General features: G+C 33.8%; 15 protein-coding genes and 1 tRNA gene. 4 read left to right on the forward strand and 12 right to left on the reverse strand.

The genetic code is table 11. From position 1 onward, the window contains the following. Position 1: 1 nt before the first annotated feature. Genes DFR66_RS10860 through DFR66_RS10885 form a run of 6 tightly spaced genes read right to left on the reverse strand, consistent with a single transcriptional unit; the run spans position 2 to position 8432 of the window. Positions 2-1480, reverse strand: a complete 1479-nt coding sequence (locus tag DFR66_RS10860; RefSeq protein ID WP_114754869.1) for a cation-translocating P-type ATPase — start codon at positions 1478-1480, stop codon at positions 2-4. A gap of 27 nt (positions 1481-1507) precedes the next feature. Continuing rightward, positions 1508-2053 carry a c-type cytochrome gene (locus tag DFR66_RS10865; protein WP_114754870.1) on the reverse strand — a complete coding sequence of 182 codons (546 nt, stop codon included), beginning with the start codon at positions 2051-2053 and terminating at the stop codon, positions 1508-1510. An 8-nt stretch (positions 2054-2061) separates the two neighbouring features. Beyond that, the gene (locus DFR66_RS10870; protein ID WP_114754871.1) at positions 2062-2586 is read right to left on the reverse strand and encodes a DUF3341 domain-containing protein; all 525 of its coding nucleotides are present in this window, start codon (positions 2584-2586) and stop codon (positions 2062-2064) included. Continuing rightward, complete coding sequence (nrfD, locus tag DFR66_RS10875; RefSeq protein WP_099714288.1) at positions 2579-3982, reverse strand: NrfD/PsrC family molybdoenzyme membrane anchor subunit; 1404 nt, start codon at positions 3980-3982, stop codon at positions 2579-2581. Before nrfD ends, DFR66_RS10870 begins: the two co-directional genes overlap by 8 nt. Positions 3983-4020: 38 nt before the next feature. Then, on the reverse strand, positions 4021-7077 hold the full coding sequence (locus DFR66_RS10880) for a TAT-variant-translocated molybdopterin oxidoreductase (protein WP_114754872.1): 3057 nt from the start codon (positions 7075-7077) through the stop codon (positions 4021-4023). Positions 7078-7106: 29 nt separating this feature from the next. Further along, positions 7107-8432: a c-type cytochrome gene (locus DFR66_RS10885; RefSeq protein WP_114754873.1), complete on the reverse strand. Its 1326-nt coding sequence runs from the start codon at positions 8430-8432 to the stop codon at positions 7107-7109. A gap of 213 nt (positions 8433-8645) precedes the next feature. Here DFR66_RS10885 and DFR66_RS10890 point away from each other — a divergent pair, with 213 nt between their 5' ends. Further along, complete coding sequence (locus tag DFR66_RS10890; RefSeq protein ID WP_114754874.1) at positions 8646-9035, forward strand: SPOR domain-containing protein; 390 nt, start codon at positions 8646-8648, stop codon at positions 9033-9035. Positions 9036-9660: 625 nt separating this feature from the next. Here DFR66_RS10890 and infB read toward each other — a convergent pair. From infB to rimP, 3 genes are all read right to left on the reverse strand, one after another. After that, on the reverse strand, positions 9661-12558 hold the full coding sequence (infB, locus tag DFR66_RS10895; RefSeq protein WP_114754875.1) for a translation initiation factor IF-2: 2898 nt from the start codon (positions 12556-12558) through the stop codon (positions 9661-9663). Between the two features lie 111 nt (positions 12559-12669). After that, a complete protein-coding gene (nusA, locus tag DFR66_RS10900) occupies positions 12670-13923 on the reverse strand; it encodes a transcription termination factor NusA (RefSeq protein ID WP_039108733.1) in 1254 nt (417 codons plus the stop codon). A 13-nt stretch (positions 13924-13936) separates the two neighbouring features. Then, positions 13937-14401 carry a ribosome assembly cofactor RimP gene (gene rimP / locus DFR66_RS10905; protein WP_114754909.1) on the reverse strand — a complete coding sequence of 155 codons (465 nt, stop codon included), beginning with the start codon at positions 14399-14401 and terminating at the stop codon, positions 13937-13939. Between the two features lie 175 nt (positions 14402-14576). Between rimP and DFR66_RS10910 the strand changes: the two genes are divergently transcribed. After that, positions 14577-15401, forward strand: coding sequence for a universal stress protein (locus tag DFR66_RS10910; RefSeq protein WP_114754876.1), 825 nt, complete (start codon positions 14577-14579; stop codon positions 15399-15401). Positions 15402-15512: 111 nt separating this feature from the next. Here DFR66_RS10910 and DFR66_RS10915 read toward each other — a convergent pair. Further along, a tRNA-Gln gene (locus tag DFR66_RS10915) sits at positions 15513-15583 on the reverse strand. A 238-nt stretch (positions 15584-15821) separates the two neighbouring features. On the opposite strand from DFR66_RS10915, the gene DFR66_RS10920 reads away from it, so the two are divergent. Both DFR66_RS10920 and DFR66_RS10925 read left to right on the forward strand, forming a co-directional pair. Beyond that, positions 15822-19103, forward strand: a complete 3282-nt coding sequence (locus tag DFR66_RS10920) for a glycosyltransferase family 117 protein (RefSeq protein ID WP_114754877.1) — start codon at positions 15822-15824, stop codon at positions 19101-19103. Between the two features lie 70 nt (positions 19104-19173). Continuing rightward, complete coding sequence (locus tag DFR66_RS10925; RefSeq protein WP_114754878.1) at positions 19174-19815, forward strand: polysaccharide deacetylase family protein; 642 nt, start codon at positions 19174-19176, stop codon at positions 19813-19815. A gap of 15 nt (positions 19816-19830) precedes the next feature. On the opposite strand, the gene DFR66_RS10930 is transcribed toward DFR66_RS10925, so the two are convergent. Together DFR66_RS10930 and DFR66_RS10935 are read right to left on the reverse strand one after the other, a co-directional pair. Then, the gene (locus DFR66_RS10930) at positions 19831-20127 is read right to left on the reverse strand and encodes a thioredoxin family protein (RefSeq protein WP_114754879.1); all 297 of its coding nucleotides are present in this window, start codon (positions 20125-20127) and stop codon (positions 19831-19833) included. A 73-nt stretch (positions 20128-20200) separates the two neighbouring features. Then, positions 20201-21436 carry a metallophosphoesterase gene (locus tag DFR66_RS10935; protein WP_114754880.1) on the reverse strand — a complete coding sequence of 412 codons (1236 nt, stop codon included), beginning with the start codon at positions 21434-21436 and terminating at the stop codon, positions 20201-20203. Positions 21437-21456: the final 20 nt, after the last annotated feature.

Genomic DNA, 21456 nt, shown 5'->3' on the forward strand with positions numbered 1-21456 from the left:
ATTAATAATGAAAATGTTTACTTTCTTCTATGAAAGGATTTCTTTTAGCTAACAAAGGGGCTTTAGTTAATGCTGTAAATACAATATAAATAAATAATCCTAAGAAGAAAAGAACTGATGCTATTTCAGGAATACCAATAAACCATCTGTCTCCTACAGTTCCTGGCATAATCATATTAAAGAAATCAATATAATGACCAGCTAATATTACAATTCCTGCCATAACTAGTACCCATGTAATTCTCTTAAAATCAGTATTAATTAATATTAATAAAGGAAATAAGAAATTCATTACTACTGCACCAAAGAAAGGAAGATTATACAACTCAATTCTAGTTATAAAATAAGTTACTTCTTCAGGAATATTAGCATACCAAATCAACATAAATTGTGAAAACCACAAATAAGTCCAGAAAACACTTAATCCAAACATAAATTTAGCTAAATCATGAATATGGCTTGTATTAACATACTCTAAGTATCCTCTAGATTTTAAATACAAAGTAACTAATGCAATAACAGTTATTCCACTAACAAAGAAACTTGCAAATACATACCAACCAAACAAGGTACTGAACCAGTGCGGATCAATAGACATTATCCAATCCCAAGACATTATAGATTCTGACACTATAAAGAAAACTAAAAACATAGCTGATATGTTGAAGTTTTTCTTGTAAAAAGTATTATCATTCTCTTCATCTTGTGCTAAACAATTTTTTCTAGAAAAATATTGATATAAACTCCATCCAGTCAAAAATATTGCAGCTCTAATAATCCAAAAAGGGAAATTTAAATATCCAGCCTTGTTCGCTATTAGTTTATCACTAGCAACAACTTCAGGGTCTAACCATATGAAAATGTGATTAAAATGTAATCCACATAATATCAAAATCACAAAAAAGATAATTGAACCAACTGGTAAATAAGAAGTTATACCCTGCATAACTCTAAATAAAACTGGAGACCACCCAGCCTGGGCTACCTGTTGAATTGCATAGAAAACTAAAACTCCTAATGAAATTAGCATAAAGAAGATACAAGCAACATACAAAGCAGACCATGGTTTATTTTGAAGCTGGTGTAAAACATGATTTAAATGTTCATTGTGCTCCTCTTCGGCAGTAAGTTCATGACCTCCTTCTTTTTTTACTACTGGTACAACTTGTGTTTCTTCAACAACGTCTGTGCTATCAACTTTGGATGAATCTGAAGACGAACCAACAACTGTAGCTGATTCAACAATTTTTTTCTCTTCTGTAGCTTCTGAATGGTCAGACTCTCCATCATGTGAAGATGTAGAAGTTGAAGTTGCTTCATGTTTAACTTCGCCATGCCCACCATGACTCTCAGCAGCAAGCAGTTTCTCAACTTCTTGAATATCTTTTGGTGCAGTTAAAAAACCATATCCAATACCTAATATACCTACGGCCATTAAGATGAAAGAAAGAGTTTTTAATTTACTTGAAAATGTATACATATCTATTACGATCAGTTTGTTCAACAATTATAATTCACTTTTTAATTTCAGAACGTAATCGGCGACAATCCAACGTTCTTGAGCACTCAATTGATTAGCATGTGATCCCATTGAGTTTATACCATACGTTACAATGTGAAAAATACTTCCTTCAGTAATGACTCTGTCTTTGTAACTGGGAACACCCAAAAACTTTTCTCTTTCTACAAGCTTACCTTTACCATTACCACTATTACCATGACAAGTAGCACAATAAATTTCAAAAAGTTCTTTTCCTTTTTCAAGATCCTTGTCCATCGTTTCTAATGGGGATTTCAAATTGGCTTTAGCCAATTCATACCCTGCAGTAGAATTTTCGTATTCATACGGTACAGTACCTCTATCTAAGCTTCCTTCAGCAGGAAGTTGACCTTCTTTACCATTTTTAAATGCATTCGACTCAGCATAAGTTTCGTACCCTACTGATTCGTACATATTTGGAAAATACTGATAGTTTGGTGCCGCATTATTATGGCATGATGAAACTAAAATAGTTATACCAAATAAAAGTGTTATTTTATATACGCTTTTCATATCTCTAATTAATGCTTATCTATTACTTTAACTTCTACAGCTCCCGTACTTTGGAAAAAAGAAATCAACTCTTCTTCATTATCATGTACAGCTACTTCCATTAAAAAATGGTCGTCTGTAGTTCTTACATCCGGATTTTCTGCTTCTTTAAATGGCCATAATTTACTTCTCATATAAAAAGTAATAACCATTAAGTGTGCTGCAAAAAACACCGTAAGTTCAAACATAATTGGCACGAAAGCCGGCATGTTTTCGATGTAACTAAAACTTGGTTTTCCACCAATATCTTGTGGCCAGTCTTGAATCATAATATAATTCATCATAGCAGTAGCTACCGAAATACCGACACAACCATAAAGAAAAGCACAAATTGCTAATCTTGTTGGTGCAATTCCCATGGCTTTATCCAACCCGTGTACAGGGAATGGAGTAAAAACTTCTTCAATATGATGATGAGCTGCTCTGGTTTTTTTTACCGCATCCATCAATATATCATCGTCATTATAAATGGCGTATATTACTTTATTACTCATGATGTGAATCTTTATTTGCTTCTCTTTCTCTTTTGTAATTATCTCCAGTTCCTTTCAAAATTGTTTTTACTTCTGCTTGTGCTATTACAGGGAATGTTCTTGAATATAATAAGAACAATACAAAGAAGAAACCTATTGTTCCAATAAAAATTCCAATATCAACGAATGTAGGTGAAAACATTGTCCAAGATGATGGTAAATAATCTCTATGTAAAGAAGTTACGATAATTACAAATCTCTCAAACCACATTCCTATGTTTACAACAATCGAAATTATAAAGGAGAACATGATGCTAGTTCTTAATTTTTTGAACCACATGAATTGCGGTGAAAAAACATTACAAGTCATCATAGACCAATATGCCCACCAGTATGGTCCAGTAGCTCTATTCAAGAAAGCATATTGTTCATATTCTACACCAGAATACCATGCTACAAACAATTCAGTAATGTAAGCAACACCCACAATAGAACCTGTAATCATGATCACTATATTCATCAATTCGATATGTTGAATAGTAATGTAAGCTTCTAAATTAGATACTTTTCTCATAATTATAAGCAAAGTATTTACCATTGCAAATCCTGAGAAAACAGCACCAGCAACGAAATAAGGAGGGAAAATTGTTGTATGCCATCCTGGAATAACAGATGTAGCAAAGTCCATAGATACAATAGTATGCACAGAAAGTACAAGTGGAGTAGCCAAACCTGCAAGTACCAAAGATACTTCTTCAAAACGTTGCCAGTCTTTTGCTCTACCGCTCCATCCAAAACTTAATATAGAATATACTCTTTTGTTAAAAGGAGTAATAGCTCTATCACGTAACATCGCAAAATCAGGTAACAAACCAGTCCACCAGAAAACTAATGATACCGAAAGATAAGTTGAAATTGCAAATACATCCCAAAGTAATGGAGAGTTAAAGTTTACCCAAAGAGAACCAAATTGATTCGGAATTGGTAAAACCCAATACGCTAACCATGGACGTCCCATGTGTATGATTGGAAATAAACCTGCTTGAATTACGGAGAAAATAGTCATTGCTTCTGCAGAACGGTTAATCGCCATTCTCCAACGCTGACGAAAAAGTAATAATACTGCCGAAATAAGAGTTCCTGCGTGACCAATACCAACCCACCAAACAAAGTTGGTGATATCCCAAGCCCATCCAACAGTTTTATTTAATCCCCATGTTCCAATACCTGTAGATACGGTGTAAATGATACAGCCTAGTCCCCAAAGGAAGGCTATTAATGCGATTGAAAACACAATCCACCAATGCTTATTTGCTTTACCTTCAACAGGTGCAGCTACATCTACAGTTACATCGTGATAAGATTTATCACCTATAACTAAGGGTTTTCTAATGGTTGCTTCGTAGTGAGACGACATAATCCTTTATATTGATTCTTAATTAATTATTTTTTGTACTAGGTATTTCTAACTTTAACGTGATAAATCACATTTGGTTTTGTTCCAACATGCTCCAATAAATGATACATTCTTTCGTCAGCAGCTAATTTAGTTATTTCTGCTTCGGAATCATTTACATCACCAAATTTCATTGCTCCATTAGAACAAGCATTTGAACATGCAGTTTGGAATTCACCATCAACGATTGCTCTTCCTTCTCTTTTAGCTTTCAAAATTGTAGCTTGTGTCATTTGAATACACATAGAACATTTCTCCATAACTCCACGAGAACGAACATTTACGTCTGGATTTAATACCATACGCCCTAAATCGTCATTCATATGATAATCGAATTCACTGTTTTTGTTGTACAAGAACCAGTTAAAACGACGCACTTTATAAGGACAGTTATTAGCACAGTAACGAGTTCCAACACATCTGTTATAAGCCATATGATTTTGACCTTGACGAGAGTGGGAAGTAGCTGCTACTGGACAAACAGTCTCACAAGGCGCATGGTTACAGTGCTGACACATTACGGGCTGAAAAGAAACTTGTGGATTATCACCCGCTTTTTCCATTTCGTTAAATGTAGACAATGAACTAGACAAACCTGCGATATTCTCTTTTCTTTCATTATCACCTTCAAAAGTACTTTCAGAAGAATAATATCTATCGATACGCAACCAGTGCATATCACGACTTCTTCTAACCTCTGATTTTCCAACAACAGGAACATTGTTTTCAGCATGACAAGCTATCACACAAGCACCACAACCGGTACAAGCGTTCAAGTCTATAGAAAGATTAAAATGGTGACCAGTTGATCGATCAAATGATTCCCATAAATCTACTTTAGTTGCTTCAACCTCTTTGTGATCCAATGAAACCATTGGTTGTTTATTCCAAATGTGAGCATCTTTTGTATTGAAAATTTCTAAAGACGTTTCTTTAATAATATCACCTCTACCCATTAATGTCTTCTGACCTTGAACACAAGCAAACTCATGTTCTCCACCAGATTTTTCTAATGTTACAGACTGTACATTATTAAATTCTTTATATAAAGAGTAAGCGTTTAAACCTACCATCATTTCTTCTTTAAGAGCAGCTTTACGACCGTAACCCAAAGCTAAACCAATAGTACCAACTGCTTGACCAGGCTGAACAATTACTGGAACATTTTCTAATTTAAGTCCTTCAGAAGTAGTAATAGTAGCATAACTTCCATTTAAACCACCATTTGCTACAATTTCATTAGAAAGTTCATATTTCTTAGCATCAGCATTAGAAACAGTAACATAATTATCCCAAGAAACTCTTGTAATTGGATCTGGAAACTCTTGTAACCATGGATTATTTGCTTGTTGTCCATCTCCCATACCTGTTTTAGTATATAAAACTAGTTCAAGTCCTTGAACAACTTTCGATTGTGCCAAAGCATTTGCAGCAGCACTAAAATCAGCAGAACCACCAGCAGCGGATGGAATAGTTCCCACATAAACACCGTCATGTAACACTTTGTTCCAAGTAGAACCAGTTATTATTGATGATGCATTAGCCTTAATATAATCATAGAATGTTCCTGTTAATCCATTTAAAGACAACAATACATCTTGAAATTGTTTTGTATTAAAAAGTGGACGAATTGTAGGCTGAGTAATTCCATAAGTACCTTTTGTAATACTTACATCATTCCATGATTCCAAATAATGTGGAACAGCAGCCGCAATAGTACTAACTAAAGCAGTTTCGTCTTCCTTCAAAGAAAACGACACAGAAGTTTTAACCTTTTTAAGTCCTTCAACAAATGAAACACTATCAGCTAAAGTATAAACCGGATTAACACCACTCATTACTAATGTATGAACACTTCCAGCTTTCATATCTTTAATTAACTGAGTAACTTTTGCATCAGAACCTTTTCTAATTTGTCTTACTCCAGAAGTACTGAAAGCTTCACTTGCCAACACTTGGTTGATAGCTAATACTAACAATTGAGCATTTTTATCTTGAATCCCAGATACCAACACTCCTTTTGAACCAGCAGCTTTTAATTGTTGAGCCGCTTTTGTAACTTCTGATTTAAATTTATCTTCTAAGCTTACCGCAACAGAAGAACCAGTTACTACATTATATATATGAACTAATGCTTGTTTTTGATTAGCCGTAGACATAGGTATACGCTTATCAGCTGCAGCACCAGACAAAGTCATATTAGCTTCTAACTGAAAATGACGAGACATTTTTCCAGCCTTAGGAATTCTTCCTTTAGCATATCCTGAATCATAACTTCCACCCTGCCAATCACCAAGAAAATCAGCACCAACAGATACTATAAGCGAAGCTTTAGAAAAATCATAATCAACCAAAGCTCTTTCTCCATAAACCGTTTCAAAAGCATCTAACGCTTCAGATTCAGATACAGCATCATAAACAACATGCTTAGCATTTGGATTTTTACCGATAAATTCAGCAATTAATTTTTCTGTAGATGGGCTCGCCAATGTATTTGTTAAAAGGACCACTTGACCGCCTTTTGCAGCAGCATCAGCTATACTTGATTTGATTTTAGAATCAACAGCTGACCAAGTTGAATTTTTACCTTCAACTTTAGGCTCTTTTAAACGCATACTATCATACAACGAAAGTATAGACGCATGAACTCTTGCATTAGCGCTAAAATTTGCACCAGCAATGTTATTACTGTCTATTTTGATAGGACGACCTTCACGAGTTTTAACTAATAGATTAGCAAAATCAAATCCGTCAAAAACAGTAGTCGCATAATAATCCGCCACTCCAGGAATGATTTGCTCCGGCTGAAGCACATAAGGTATAGACTTGTTTACAGGACCTTCGCAAGCTGCGAGCGTAGCTGCCGCAGTGCTAAAACCAACGTACTTTAAAAAATCACGACGTGATGTTGAAGATGATGACAAAGCGTCACTATTTCCTAAAAATTCATCAGTAGGAATTTCTTCAACAAATTCGTTATTTCTAAGCGCCTCAACAATAGAACTATTTTTGTCTAGTTCTTCAACACTTTTCCAGTATTTTTTGTTTGATGACATATATAAATATTAAAATCTTAATAATTTGATTAATAGTGGCATTTACCACACTCTAAACCTCCCATTTGTGCAGCAGTCAATTTGTCTACACCATATTTCTTAGAAAGTTCTTCGTGAATTTTGGTATAATACTCATTGCCTTCCATTTTAACATCCGTTTTTCTATGACAATCAATACACCAACCCATAGTTAAAGGAGCAAATTGTTTTTGAATTTCGTACTCTTGAACCGGACCGTGACATGTTTGACATTCAATCCCTGCAACAGTTACGTGCTGAGAGTGATTGAAATAAACGAAGTCAGGCAAATTATGAATACGAACCCATTTAACAGGCTGTGTTTTTCCAGTGTAACTTTGAGTTGTTTTATCCCAACCTACAGCGGTGTATAATTTTTGGATTTGCTCATCATAAAATGCTTTACTGTATTCTGGAGTAGCGGTAGTTTCAGCAACTTCAGCGATGTTTTTATGACAATTCATACAAACATTCAACGAAGGAATTCCACCATTTTTACTTACTCTAGCAGCAGAGTGACAATATTTACAGTTGATTTCATTATCACCAGCGTGAATTCTGTGTGAATAATGTATTGGTTGAATAGGTGCATAATCCTGATCAACGCCTATCTGCATAAAAAATCCATATACAAAATAAGCACTTGCTAAGAGCAGAAATATAGCGCTTACCAATATTAAAAACTGGTTTCTAGCAAAAGCCTTCCAAATAGAAGTTGTTGGCGTTTTTGGCGTAACTACGATACCATTTGCTTTAGCTACTTTTGATAAAACTTGGTTTACCAAAAACAACATCACAACCAATATTACCATAACAAATGCTAAAGCACCTAATATAATATTATTCGATACACCACTATCTGACGCAGCAGCTCCAGGTACAGGAACACCAGCCACTACTGGAGCCTCAGCTTTAGGTTCAGATGTATACGCAATGATATTATCTATATCCGCATTTGACAGTTGAGGAAAAGCAGACATTACCGCCTTGTTATTTTCTTCAAAAATCTTCACAGCCTGTGCATCTCCAGACTTAATCAAATCAGAACTATTTTTAATCCATTTGTACAGCCATGGCATATCATACTTACCAGCTACACCTCTTAGCGCAGGCCCTGTAGCTTTAGCATCTAATTTGTGACATGCCGCACAATTTGCATTAAACAATTCTTTACCTTTTACAGCATCTCCACCAGTTGTTGCAGCAGGAGCCGCAGCCGCATCAGTTACTGCAGGAGCAGCTTCTTGACCAAATGAAGTTAAAGAGAAAATTAACGATAGGGCTAAGCCTAAAAATAATTTTCTTGTGATCGAATTATGGTTACCCACCTTTTTCATATAGTATAATGATTATCTACTAAAATTGGCACAGTCTTTTCTAACAAGTTAGGATAACTGTTCCTTTGTTTAAAATATTTGACAAAAATACGACATAAGAACTATTCTCAAAACCCTAAAATAACCTTAATTTCAATTTATATTTATTCTAAATAACATTTTTGATTTGGTATTACACACTAAATATTAATTTTGCATAAAAACACCCTAATTATGAGAATTTTAAGCCTGAAGACGACACTTTCCACTCTTATTTTAATAGCCTTTTTTCATTCAAAAACAAGTGCGCAACAACAAAATATTACGCTAAAACAAGATTCGAAATTTGAGCAATTGCTTACAGAAAAACGTAAAACCAATCAATCAAACACTGTAAATGACCGTTATAAAATTCAAATTTTTAGTGGTGAAAGCGAAAAGGCAAAAAACACTTTATATCAATTCAGACAAGAATTCAATTACTTAGATGGTACGATTGTATTTTTTACTCCCAACTACAAAGTTTGGGTGGGTAATTTCAAAACAAGAATTGAAGCAGAACGTAATCTAATCGAAATCAGAAAAAGTTATGGCAATGTGCATTTAATAAAACCAAATAAATAAAAATAACTGTTTTTTATAAAGCAATATAATATGTTCTTAACAAGAAAGCCATTCATAATAAATATGCCTCAAAAAGTTAGACACTTTTTGGGGCATTTTTTATGGAAAGAAAAGTTAAGTATGATTACACATTTAAACTCGAATGTGTAGAAATGGTTTTAAAGAAACATTATTAAAAAAAAACCACTTTCAAACAAACATAAACTACCGAACCTCCTTTACTAAATAGATTATCTTATAAATCAACTTACAATGTTACTTCAGTTCACATTTGAAGTTATTCAAAAAAAGAAATAAATAAATTTTAAAAAATCAATTAGTAATAAACCTTGAATATTTAAACTCTAAAATTCAAAATGGAATAATAACTATAAAATGACATATGAAATCTTATATATTATGAACTTCAAAGGGCCATAACTCTACTATATTTAAGAATAAAAAAAGCAATCTTATAGCACTAATAACTCGACAGCATTTACGAAAAGCACAATAAACAGCATTCTTACTATTCCATTTATCTAACTGTTGGAACATAAAAAAACTGACTTGTTACAAATAAATAAAATTATGATAAACAAAAAAATCCCGACGAATCGGGATTTAGTTTTATGATATAGAAACTCTATTTCAATTTCTTTTTGATTGCTACTTCATGGTACGATTCAATAACATCTCTTTCTTCGATGTCGTTAAATCCTTTTACTTGAATACCACAATCATAACCTTTGGCAACTTCTTTTACATCATCTTTGAAACGTTTCAACGCTAACAACTCTCCTGTAAAGACAACTACACCTTCTCTGATAATTCTCATTTTAGCACTTCTGGCAATTTTACCGTCCATTACCATACATCCAGCAATTGAACCTACTTTAGAGATTTTGAATATCTCTCTAATTTCAGCTGTACCCAGAATTTCTTCTTTCATTTCCGGAGCTAACATTCCTTCCATTGCATCTTTCAAGTCATCGATAGCTGCATAGATAATAGAGTAGTAACGGATATCGATTTCCTCTTTGTCAGCTAGTTGTCTTGCATTTCCAGCAGGACGAACATTAAATCCGATGATAATTGCGTCTGAAGCAGAAGCCAACATTACGTCAGTTTCAGTAATTGCTCCAACACCTTTATGAATGATATTAATTTGTATTTCTTCAGTTGATAATTTAGAGAACGAATCAGACAATGCTTCAACAGAACCATCCACATCTCCTTTTAGGATAATGTTTAACTCTTTAAATTGACCTAATGCTATTCTTCGTCCAATTTCATCTAATGTAATATGACGTTGTGTACGTACAGATTGCTCACGCATCAATTGAGAACGTTTTGAAGCAATTTGTTTCGCTTCTTTTTCGTCTTCGAAAATATTGAATTTATCACCTGCTGTCGCTGCTCCATCAAGACCAAGAACTGATACCGGAGTCGAAGGACCCGCAACAGTTACAATGTTCCCTCTTTCATCATGCATGGCTTTAATTTTACCATGATGCTTACCAGCCAACATATAATCTCCAATTTTCAGCGTTCCGTTTTGAACTAATATCGTAGAAACATATCCTTTTCCTTTGTCAAGGAAAGCTTCAACAACAGTTCCAGAAGCCGCTTTATTTGGATTTGATTTTAAATCTAAAAGTTCTGCTTCAAGCAATACTTTTTCAAGTAATTCTTTCACACCAGTTCCTACTTTCGCAGAAATATCATGTGATTGAATTTTCCCTCCCCAGTCTTCAACAAGTAAATTCATACCTGCTAATCTTTCTTTTACTTTTTCAGGATTAGCATTTGGCTTATCAATTTTATTAATAGCAAATATGATAGGAACTCCAGCCGCTTGAGCATGGCTAATTGCTTCTTTAGTTTGTGGCATGATGTCATCATCAGCAGCAATCACGATGATAGCAATATCTGTAACTTGAGCACCACGCGCACGCATCGCAGTAAAAGCTTCGTGACCTGGTGTATCTAAGAATGCAATTTTTTGTCCGTTATCCAAAGTTACTCCGTAGGCACCAATATGCTGTGTAATTCCTCCAGACTCACCTGCAATTACGTTTTCTTTACGAATGTAATCTAGTAACGATGTTTTACCGTGATCGACGTGACCCATTACGGTTACAATTGGCGCTCTGAAAACTAAATCCTCTTCTCTGTCCTCTACAATCTGAATTGCTTCTTCGATATCAACAGTGATAAATTCAACTTCATAACCAAATTCATCCGCAACGATAGTCAACGTTTCTGCATCAAGACGTTGGTTCATGGTAACCATGATTCCAAGTGACATACACGTACCAATAACTTTAGTAATTGGCACATCCATCATAATAGCAATTTCACCTACAGTAACAAACTCAGTAACTTTAATAGTTTTACTTCCTTCATCAATAGCTCTTTGCTCATCATCAGATTTCTGACGGTGTGTATCTCTTTTATCTCTTCTGTACTTAGCTGCTTTAGATTTTCCACCTTTACCTTGTAGTTTTTCTAAAGTTTCTCTAATTTGATTTTTTACTTCTTCTTCAGTAGGCTCCACTTTTGCAACAATTGCAGGTCTGTTTCCTTTTACGAAACCAGGTCTTGAACTTCTGTTAGCATTAAATCCGCCACCACCTGTATTAGGTGTGATTTTATTAGGATTTGGCGCGCCAGGAACTCCTGGGGTTGCTGGCGGTCTAGGAGTACCCGGCTTAGGGGCAATCCTTTTACGCTTATTTTTATTTGCATTTGCTGCAGCTGAACCTGGAGCACCCGGTTTATTCGGAGTGATTTTTGGTTCTTCTTTTTTCTTTTTCGGTTTATTGAATTGAGATAAATCAATTATTTGACCAGTTAAAGTAGTTCCCGATAGTTTCTGATATTGCGTAGTGATGGTTTCATCAACAGGCACTTCATCAACTTTAACCGCTTCGGTTTTAGAAGCTACATTTGATTCCGCAGAAACTTCTTTTACAGCTTCTGTTTTTACCTCTTTAATTCCAATAACAGGTTTCACATCTTTTTTGTCTGAAACAACTTTTTCTTCCAAAGGTTTTTTTAGTGATGGTTTTTCTGCAGAAACTTCTTTTTGAACAGTTTTAGATTCAGGTACTTTTCCAACTGGAGTTTCCACTTTTTCAACAGCTTTAACTGACGCAATTATTGAAGGTTTTTTAGTATTCAGATCAATCTTACCTACTTGAACAGGTCCTGTTATAACCGTTCTCGCTTTTATAACTTCTTGTTGCTTTTGGCGTTCTTCTTCCAACTTACGTTTGTCTTCGATTTCTTTCTCTCTTTCTAAACGTAAAGCTTCTTTTTCTTTTCTTTTCTCTTCGCCAACTTCTTTTGAAGCTTCTTTATTCCCTTTGTCACCTGCAAACTGACCGCACAAGACACTGTATACATCATCAGAAATTTTTGCGTTTGGATTTGCTTCAATAGCAATCCCCTTATCTTTTAGATAATCCACAGCTCTTTCTAAAGAAATATTCAACTCCCTTAAAACTTTGTTTATTCTAATAATTCTCTCTTCAGACATAAAACCTTTTTATTATTACCTTTTTTGTTATTCCTCACTTTACTCCCAACTCGATACCTACCGAGCAAGAATTTACTGTAAAGTGGCATGTTTATAGTTGAAGAATTTTGACTAACTGTCAAATTCTTCTTTTAATATTCTCATTACATCTAGAATCGTTTCCTCTTCTAGGTCTGTTCTTCTTACTAAATCTTCAACATCTTGTTTCAAGATACTTTTTGCTGTATCCAAACCAATTTTTGCAAATTCTTCAATAACCCAGTCTTCAATTTCATCTGAAAACTCCGTCAATTCAACATCATCCTCATCAGCTGTAGCACCTGCAACATCCCCTTCACGAATTACATCTAGCTCATAACCAGTTAATAAACCCGCTAATTTAATGTTGTGCCCACCACGACCAATAGCTTTAGAAACTTCTTCAAGTTTCAAGAAAACTTCTGCTCTTTTAGTCTCTTCATTAATCTTGATAGAAGAAACTTTGGCAGGACTTAATGCTCTTGTAATAAACAATTGTATGTTACTTGTATAATTGATAACATCGATATTTTCGTTTCCTAACTCACGAACAATTCCGTGAATACGAGACCCTTTCATACCCACACAAGCTCCTACAGGATCAATTCTGTCGTCATAAGAGTCTACGGCTACTTTTGCTTTTTCGCCTGGTATTCTTACCACTTTTTTAACCATAATTAAACCGTCAAAAACTTCTGGAATTTCTTGTTCAAATAATTTTTCTAAAAACTTCTCAGAAGTTCTAGACATTATAATTTGAGGTTTATTTCCTTTTAATTCAACGCTTTCTATAATTCCTCTGACATTATCTCCTTTGCGGAAAAAGTCAGAAGGTATTTGTTTTTCTTTAGGCAAAATGATTTCATTTCCTTCATCATCTACTAAAATCACAACTCTTGGGCGCACATGGTGTACTTCAGCGGTATAGATATCACCTATTAAATCTTTAAATTGCTTGTAAAGATTCGTATTGTCATGTTCATGAATTTTAGAAATCAAATTCTGACGCAAAGCTAAAATTGCTCTACGTCCCAAATCAATTAATTTCACTTCTTCGGAAACTTCTTCACCAATTTCGAAATCAGGCTCAATTTTTCTAGCTTCTGTTAAAGTAATCTCAAGATGGTCAAAATCCAAGTCTTCATCAGCAACGATTACTCTTCTCTGCCATATCTCCATATCTCCTTTATCAGGATTTATGATGATATCAAAATTATCATCTGAACCGTATTTTTTCTTCAATGCATTTCTAAATACATCTTCCAAAATTGCCATAAGCGTTACACGATCAATGAGTTTGTCATCTTTAAACTCTGAGAATGAATCGATTAATGCTAAATTTTCCATGCGAATTCTTTAATTAAAATGTTACTGTAACAATTGCTTCTTTAATGTCTCCGTAAGGAAGTTGTAGTTCTTTTTGAACTGTTTCCTTTCCTTTACCTATTTTTTTAGGCTCTCTTGCTTTCCATGACAAAATTACAAAATCATCATTAGCTTCCACTAATTCCGCTTCAATTATTTCTGCCCCAGTCTTCACGATTAACGTGCGTCCTATATTTTTCTTGTATTGTCTTATTAATTTCAATGGCGACCCTACCCCTACTGAAGCCACTTCTAAAGAGTAATCTTGCTCCTCGCGATCTAGCTCATTATCTATAAAACGACTTACGTCGATACAGTCTTGAAGTGCCACTCCATTATCTCCGTCTAGAGTCACAATAACCTTGAAAGCATCAGTGATAATAAGGTCTATCAAAAAAATTGATGGCTTTTCTAAAAGGCATTGTGCCATTAACGAATTTACTTTTTCTTTAAATGTCATATTTTTATAAAAAGAGGGGACATTTAGTCCCCTCATTATCTAGATTTTAATAAATAACGGTGCAAATATAGTGTTTTTTTTATAAACTAAAATAATCGATTGCTGTAAAATAATTTCTTATCTTTATTATAGCATTAAAATAACAGATTTTATCATAATTTAATACTTAATAGTTATGAAACGAATTTTAGTTCCTACTGATTTTTCTGAATATGCAGAAAATGCTTTAAAAGCAGCTGCATTAATCGCCCAAAAAAATAATTGCGAAATTTTTTTACTACATTTATTAGAATTACCTAGCCAAATGAATGACGCAGTAACTGGCGGAAGCAGTATTCCCGAAGTAATGTTGTTTATAAAAAAAGCAAATGAAAAACTACAAAAAATCAAAGAGCAACCTTATTTAAACGGAATTTCAGTAGCTGCATCCGTACAATTCGAAAGAGCTTTTAACGGTATTTTATCATTTAACAGAAAAAATGAAATAGACTTAATTGTAATGGGTTCTCACGGAACCTCAGGAATCGAAGAATTGCTCATTGGGTCCAATACCGAAAAAGTTGTTCGGTTATCAGAAATCCCCGTATTAGTAATAAAAAAAAATGTTGATGACTTCAAATTCGAAAATTTTGTATTTGCTTCTGACTTTTCAAAAGAAGCTAAAAAGCCATTCGAAAAAATGATAGAATTTGCAAAAATATTTAGTTCAAATTTACACCTTGTAACAATATGTACACCCAATAGCTTTAAGACAACTAAATTAACTGAGAAAAAAATAAAAAAATTCATCACCTCTTTTGATATCGAAAACTACTCGACACATATTTACAATGACATTAATATAGAAAATGGAATTATCAATTTTACCAATAGTATTGATGCAGATTTAATAGGTCTTTGTACTCATGGAAGAACAGGATTTGCACATTTTTTCAGCAGAAGCATTAGTGAAGACTTAGTAAACCACACTTCAAAACCAGTTATAACTTTCAAGATTTAGTTAATCTAAAAAAATTAAATTAACACAAGCCAACCCACAAAAGGAACTACAAAAAAATAATTGTTGAATTGATTGCATAAAAAAACCTCTCAATAAATGAGAGGTTTTACGTTGGTCTACAAGGACTCGAACCTTGAAAGACTGCACCAAAAACAGTTGTGTTACCATTACACCATAGACCAGCATTGCTGCTAAGCGAGTGCAAATTTAAAATAAATTTTAGTTTGTACAAATTTATTTTGCCTTTTTATGAAAAAAAAAATGCAAAAAAATTAAAACAACTTCAAAAAATTATAAAAAACCCTTACAATCAATGTGTTATTAAAATGCAATACTTTTCCAGAAAATATTGTTAATGCTATCAAGGTTAAACAAAAAAACATTTTCTTTGTAACTCAAATTTAAATTAAATTTTAGTACATGGATAAAGCAGCTTTCAATTTCAATAAATGGAATACCATTATTGGTTGGCTAACGTTTGGAATAGCATTATTAACATACACTTTAACTGTTGAGCCCACCATGAGTTTTTGGGATTGTGGTGAATACATTGCCACTGCTGCAAAACTTGAAGTAGGCCATCCTCCAGGAGCGCCTTTATACCAAATGATTGGTGCTTTCTTCGCTATGTTTGCTGCGGATAATACTAAAATTGCCTTAATGGTCAATATGATGTCTGTGTTTTCAAGTGCGTTTACCATTTTATTTTTATTCTGGTCTTCATCAATGCTACTGAAAAAACTAGTATCTCGATTTTCCGAATTAAACAGAAATAATGAAATTGTAATATTAGGAAGTTCACTTGTAGGTGCTTTGGCGTATACTTTCTCTGATAGTTTTTGGTACAATGCAGTTGAAGCTGAAGTTTATGCTATGGCTTCCTTATTTATTGCTCTATTGTTTTGGCTAGGTTTACGCTGGGAACAAGATATGAACAAACCAAGAGGAAACAGATGGCTCTTAATTATATCTCTTGTTGTGGGACTTTCTTTTGGAGTCCATTTTATGGCATTATTAACAATTCCAGCTATTGGTTTTCTTTACTTTTTCAAAAACTATAAAGTTGTTACCCTCAAAAGCTTCATTATAGCAAATATTGTTGTTATTGCTATTTTATTATTTATTTTCAAATTACTACTCCCTATGACTATGGGATTCTTTGGTAAAACCGAAGTTTTCATGGTAAATAGTTTAGGATTACCATTTGACTCAGGGACTATATTTGTAACTGTGCTTCTCGCTGTATTGTTTTATGTGAGTTTAAAATATACTAGTAAACAAGGTTTAGCATCTTACAACACACTAATTCTATGTGTGCTTTTTATCTTAATTGGTTTTTCTACTTGGACCATGTTACCAATACGAGCTAATGCAAATACTGTAATCAACGAAAATAAGCCTTCGGATGCTGCAGAAGTTCTCGCGTACTATAATAGAGAACAATATGGCGTAAATCCATTGTTTTATGGTCCTCAATATACAGAGGCCTTCGCAGGTTTAGACCCAGAAAATCCTTATCTAGACAAAGCTCCTAATTACGAAAGGGATTATAAAACAGGGAAATACATTATTACAAATAATTTCAAAAATGGGGAACAAAATTCAGATGACAGGCACAAAACGATTTTGCCAAGAATGTGGAGCGGTGATCACATCGAGAACTACATGAATTTCACTAATCCTCCTCAATTCAGACTAAATCCGGATTATCCATACGAGGATGATTTAGCTAAATACGGAATAGACCCGAGCCAGTTGAGTGAAGAAGATTATAACAAAGCGATTGCTCAACTAAAAAATGAAACCGAAAAAATAGTTACTGAATTCCGACAAGCTTATGCTCAAAAACAAATTGACAACGAAGGTTATGTTACGTTCTTAAAAAGTTATGGTGATTATTTAATTGTTGAAAAACCAACAACCGCTGACAACCTTGGGTTTATGATTGAATACCAATTTGGCTATATGTATTGGAGGTATTTAATGTGGAATTTCGTTGGTCGTCAAAGTGACAATCAAGGACGATATGACTATCTCGACGGGAACTGGCTTAGCGGAATAACATTTATAGACGAATTACATCTGGGAAGTCAAGAGAATCTACCGTCGGATGTGTTGAATAATAAAGGTCGAAATGTGTATTTCTTTCTGCCATTTATTCTCGGTTTAATCGGTTTAATGTATCACGCCAATAAAGACTTAAAAAGTTTCTATGTATTACTCGCCTTATTCCTTTTTACCGGAATAGCCTTAAAAATTTACTTAAACGAAAGACCTTTCGAACCGCGTGAAAGAGATTATGCCTTGGTAGGATCGTTTTATGTATTTGCCATTTGGATTGGTTTTGGAGTTTATGCATTGTATGAAAGTATCCAAAAATATGTAGCCCCAAAAATTGCTGGTCCAATAATTATTGCAGCAAGTTTGCTGGCAGCACCAGTTCTTATGGCAGCTCAAAACTGGGATGATCACGATCGTTCCGGAAAATACACTGCTGTTTCAATGGCAAAAGCATACCTAGAATCATGTGATCCAAACGCTATTTTATTCACAATTGGAGACAATGACACGTTCCCGCTTTGGTACGCGCAAGAAATCGAAAAAGTGAGAACAGATGTACGAATAGTTAATACAAGTCTATTTATGACCGATTGGTATATTGACCAAATGAAAGCCAAGGCTTACGAGTCAGAGCCAATGCCTATTTCATTTACGCATGATCAATATGTGGGAGACAAACTGGATTACGTTGCTCATATCCCAAAAGTTGAAAGTCGTTGGGATATAAAAGACTTTATAAATTTTATCAAAAATCCAAAATCAACGGTTGACATGCAAAATGGACAAACAATCCATTTTTACCCTACAAACAAAATCAGAATTCCTGTTGACAAAAATGCAATTATACAAAACAAAGTAGTTAATCCTAAATATAATGATTCTATTGTGCCTTACATTGATTTAAACATCAAAGGAAATGCATTGTACAAAAACAGATTGATGATGCTGGACATTGTTGCTAATAACAACTGGAAAAGACCAATCTATTTTAGTGGTGGCGCATTTGACAGTGAAGATTATATCTGGATGAAAGAATACTTACAACTAGAAGGAATGGTTTACAAACTTGTGCCAATAAAAACCGCTTTATCAAAAGATGCAAGTCCTCTTGACATGGGACAAATAGACACAGATAATATGTATGCTAAAGTGATGAAATGGGATTGGGGCAATGGTGAAAGTCCAAAGATTTATCACGACCCAGAAACTCGTAGAAATAGCATTACGTACAGAACTAATCTTTCCAGATTAATGAATCAATTAATTGTTGAAGGCAAAAAAGACAAAGCAAAAAACATTATCGATCTGGCAATGACTAAAATGCCGTTGGAATATTTTGACTATTATTCTTTAGTAGAACCTTTTGCAGGTGGATATTACAAAATCGATGAAAAAGTAAAAGCACAACAATTGCTAAACAAATTAGTACAGAAATACAGAGAAAACCTCAACTATTATGGCAATCTAAAATCTTCTGAGCAAACTAGTATTGCCATCCCTATCATCACAGATATTGAGCGTTACAGAAGTCTTTTGACAGTAATGAAAGAAAATGGAGATATAGACTTTTATAACAAACATAAAATAACATTCAATACGTACATCAAAATGTTTGAACGTTTTGGACGCGATAAAGAGTAATTTTACATACAATTAGAAAAGATAGCGATGTTTAAAAATATCGCTGTCTTTTTTATTTTAAAACTAAAAAATGAAATTTTACTGGATAAAGACGAATTGGATTATCAAAAAAATATTCTCAAATTACATTTGGGATGTTTCCAATACAGGAAAAACGGTCTATCTTACTTTTGACGATGGTCCTATACCAGAAATCACAGAATGGGTTTTAGATGAATTAAGAAACCACAATGTAAAAGCTACTTTTTTTTGCATTGGAACCAATATCGAAAAAAACCCTGAAATATTCAAAAGGATAATTAGAGAAGGTCACTCTGTTGGAAACCATACTTTTAATCATTTAAACGGATGGGAAACGTCTACTAATGCTTACCTTGAAAACATTAAAGCCTACGAAGATATTAAAGAGAATACTACAGATTACAATTCAAATTCTAAAATCTTTCGACCGCCTTACGGCAAGTTAAAAACCGCTCAATCAAAAGCAATACGAAAGTTGGGCTACAAAATAATTATGTGGGATGTACTTAGCGCTGATTTTGACACAACTCTATCTAAAGAACAATGTTTGGATAATGTGTTACCAAATATAAAACCCGGAAGTATAATCGTTTTCCACGATAGTCTTAAAGCTTTCAAAAATCTTGAATATGTGTTACCGAAAACAATCGCTTTTCTTAAAGAAAATAAATTTAATTGTGATGTTTTGTAAAATCCAAAAACGATTTTAGAACTGTTCCTGCACGATTCCAATAAGTGTATTGGCATCTAATTCGCCGGATTGTCTCCAGATCATTTGACCTTGTTTGTAAATCATCAAGGTAGGCAAACCTTTGATACGCAAAGCGTCTGCTAATTCTTGATTTTTATCTACATCAATTTTTATCACTTTTGCTTTATCGCCAAGAGCAGCAGCCACATCTCTGATAACAGGATGCATTGAAACTGAAGATTCGTTCCATTCTGTGTAAAAATCAATTAAAACAGGCACTTGAGTATTTATAAGTTCTCCAAATTTTGACATAAAACCAAAAATTTATTTTTTTAAATTCACTAAAAAGAGATATTTATTTTACAAATGTAGCATTTTAAACGAATTATGCCACATTAACACCTTTTTTTAGTTCAATGACTGTAATTTCCGGCATAATACCTACTCTGCCTGGATAGGCATGAAACCCAAAACCTCTATTTACATAAACGTATCGGCCTACGTTTTCATATAATCCTGCCCATTGTTTGTATACATATTGTGCCAAACTCCACTTAAAATAACCCGGTATTTCTATTCCAAACTGCATTCCATGAGTATGACCCGAAAGTGTCAATTGGAAATTTTTATCATGATGTTGTACTTCATGCTCCCAATGCGAAGGATCGTGACTCATCAAAATCTTAAATTCTTCTTTCTTTAAAGTTCCTGCAGCTTTATTTAAATCTCCGGCTTGCTTGAAGTTATGACCCCAGTTTTCGACACCAACTAATGCTATTTTTGCATCTCCTTTTTGAATATAAGTATGCTCATTAAGCAATAAATTAAAACCTATTTCTCCGTAAAGACTTTTGATAGCTTTAAAATTATCTTCTTTTGCGCCTTCTGTGGGCCATGTTACATACTCGCCATAATCGTGGTTCCCCAACACAGAATATTTCCCGAATTCGTGTGTTTTTATCCTATTGAATGTTTCTATCCAAGGATGCATTTCTTTAGCATCCGTATTTACGATATCACCTGTAAACAAAATTAAATCAGAATTTTGCTCGTTAACCAAATCAATGGCGTAATTAATTTTTTCTGGGTTATCAAAACTCCCGCTGTGAACATCCGAAATTTGAGTAATCGTAAAACCATCAAAAGCATCTGGTAAATCCGGAAAAAATATACGTTGTTTGATTACTTTATAATTGTACCTCCCTACGGTCACTCCATAAATTAAAGATAGAAAAGGAACAGCTGCTATTCCTAATCCTATTTGACTAACAAATTTTCTTCTTGAATTTAGAAAATCAGTATTATTATCATAATTAACAAAATAATTAACGGTACCAGCGCCTAATCTAAATATGTCCTCTCCCATTAATATCAATGTCAAAATTAATTTTGGAACATACACTATAAGCAACAAACCCATGATAACCATCATTTGTCTGGTTTGGCCTACGCTTCGGTCAAATTGCATTAAAGAATAAACAATATATATTAAAACCAATATGCTTATACCTAGGATTGAGAACAATATTGTCTTTGATTTTATCAAAGTTTTTAATACCTGAAAAGTATAAAGCTCAATAATAAGAAGGATTAAGCACAAGAATACGATACGAAAGATCATTTTAATCAAATTTTAGACAA

Origin of the sequence: Flavobacterium glaciei (genome assembly GCF_003350545.1) — a bacterium.
GTDB lineage: Bacteria > Bacteroidota > Bacteroidia > Flavobacteriales > Flavobacteriaceae > Flavobacterium > Flavobacterium glaciei.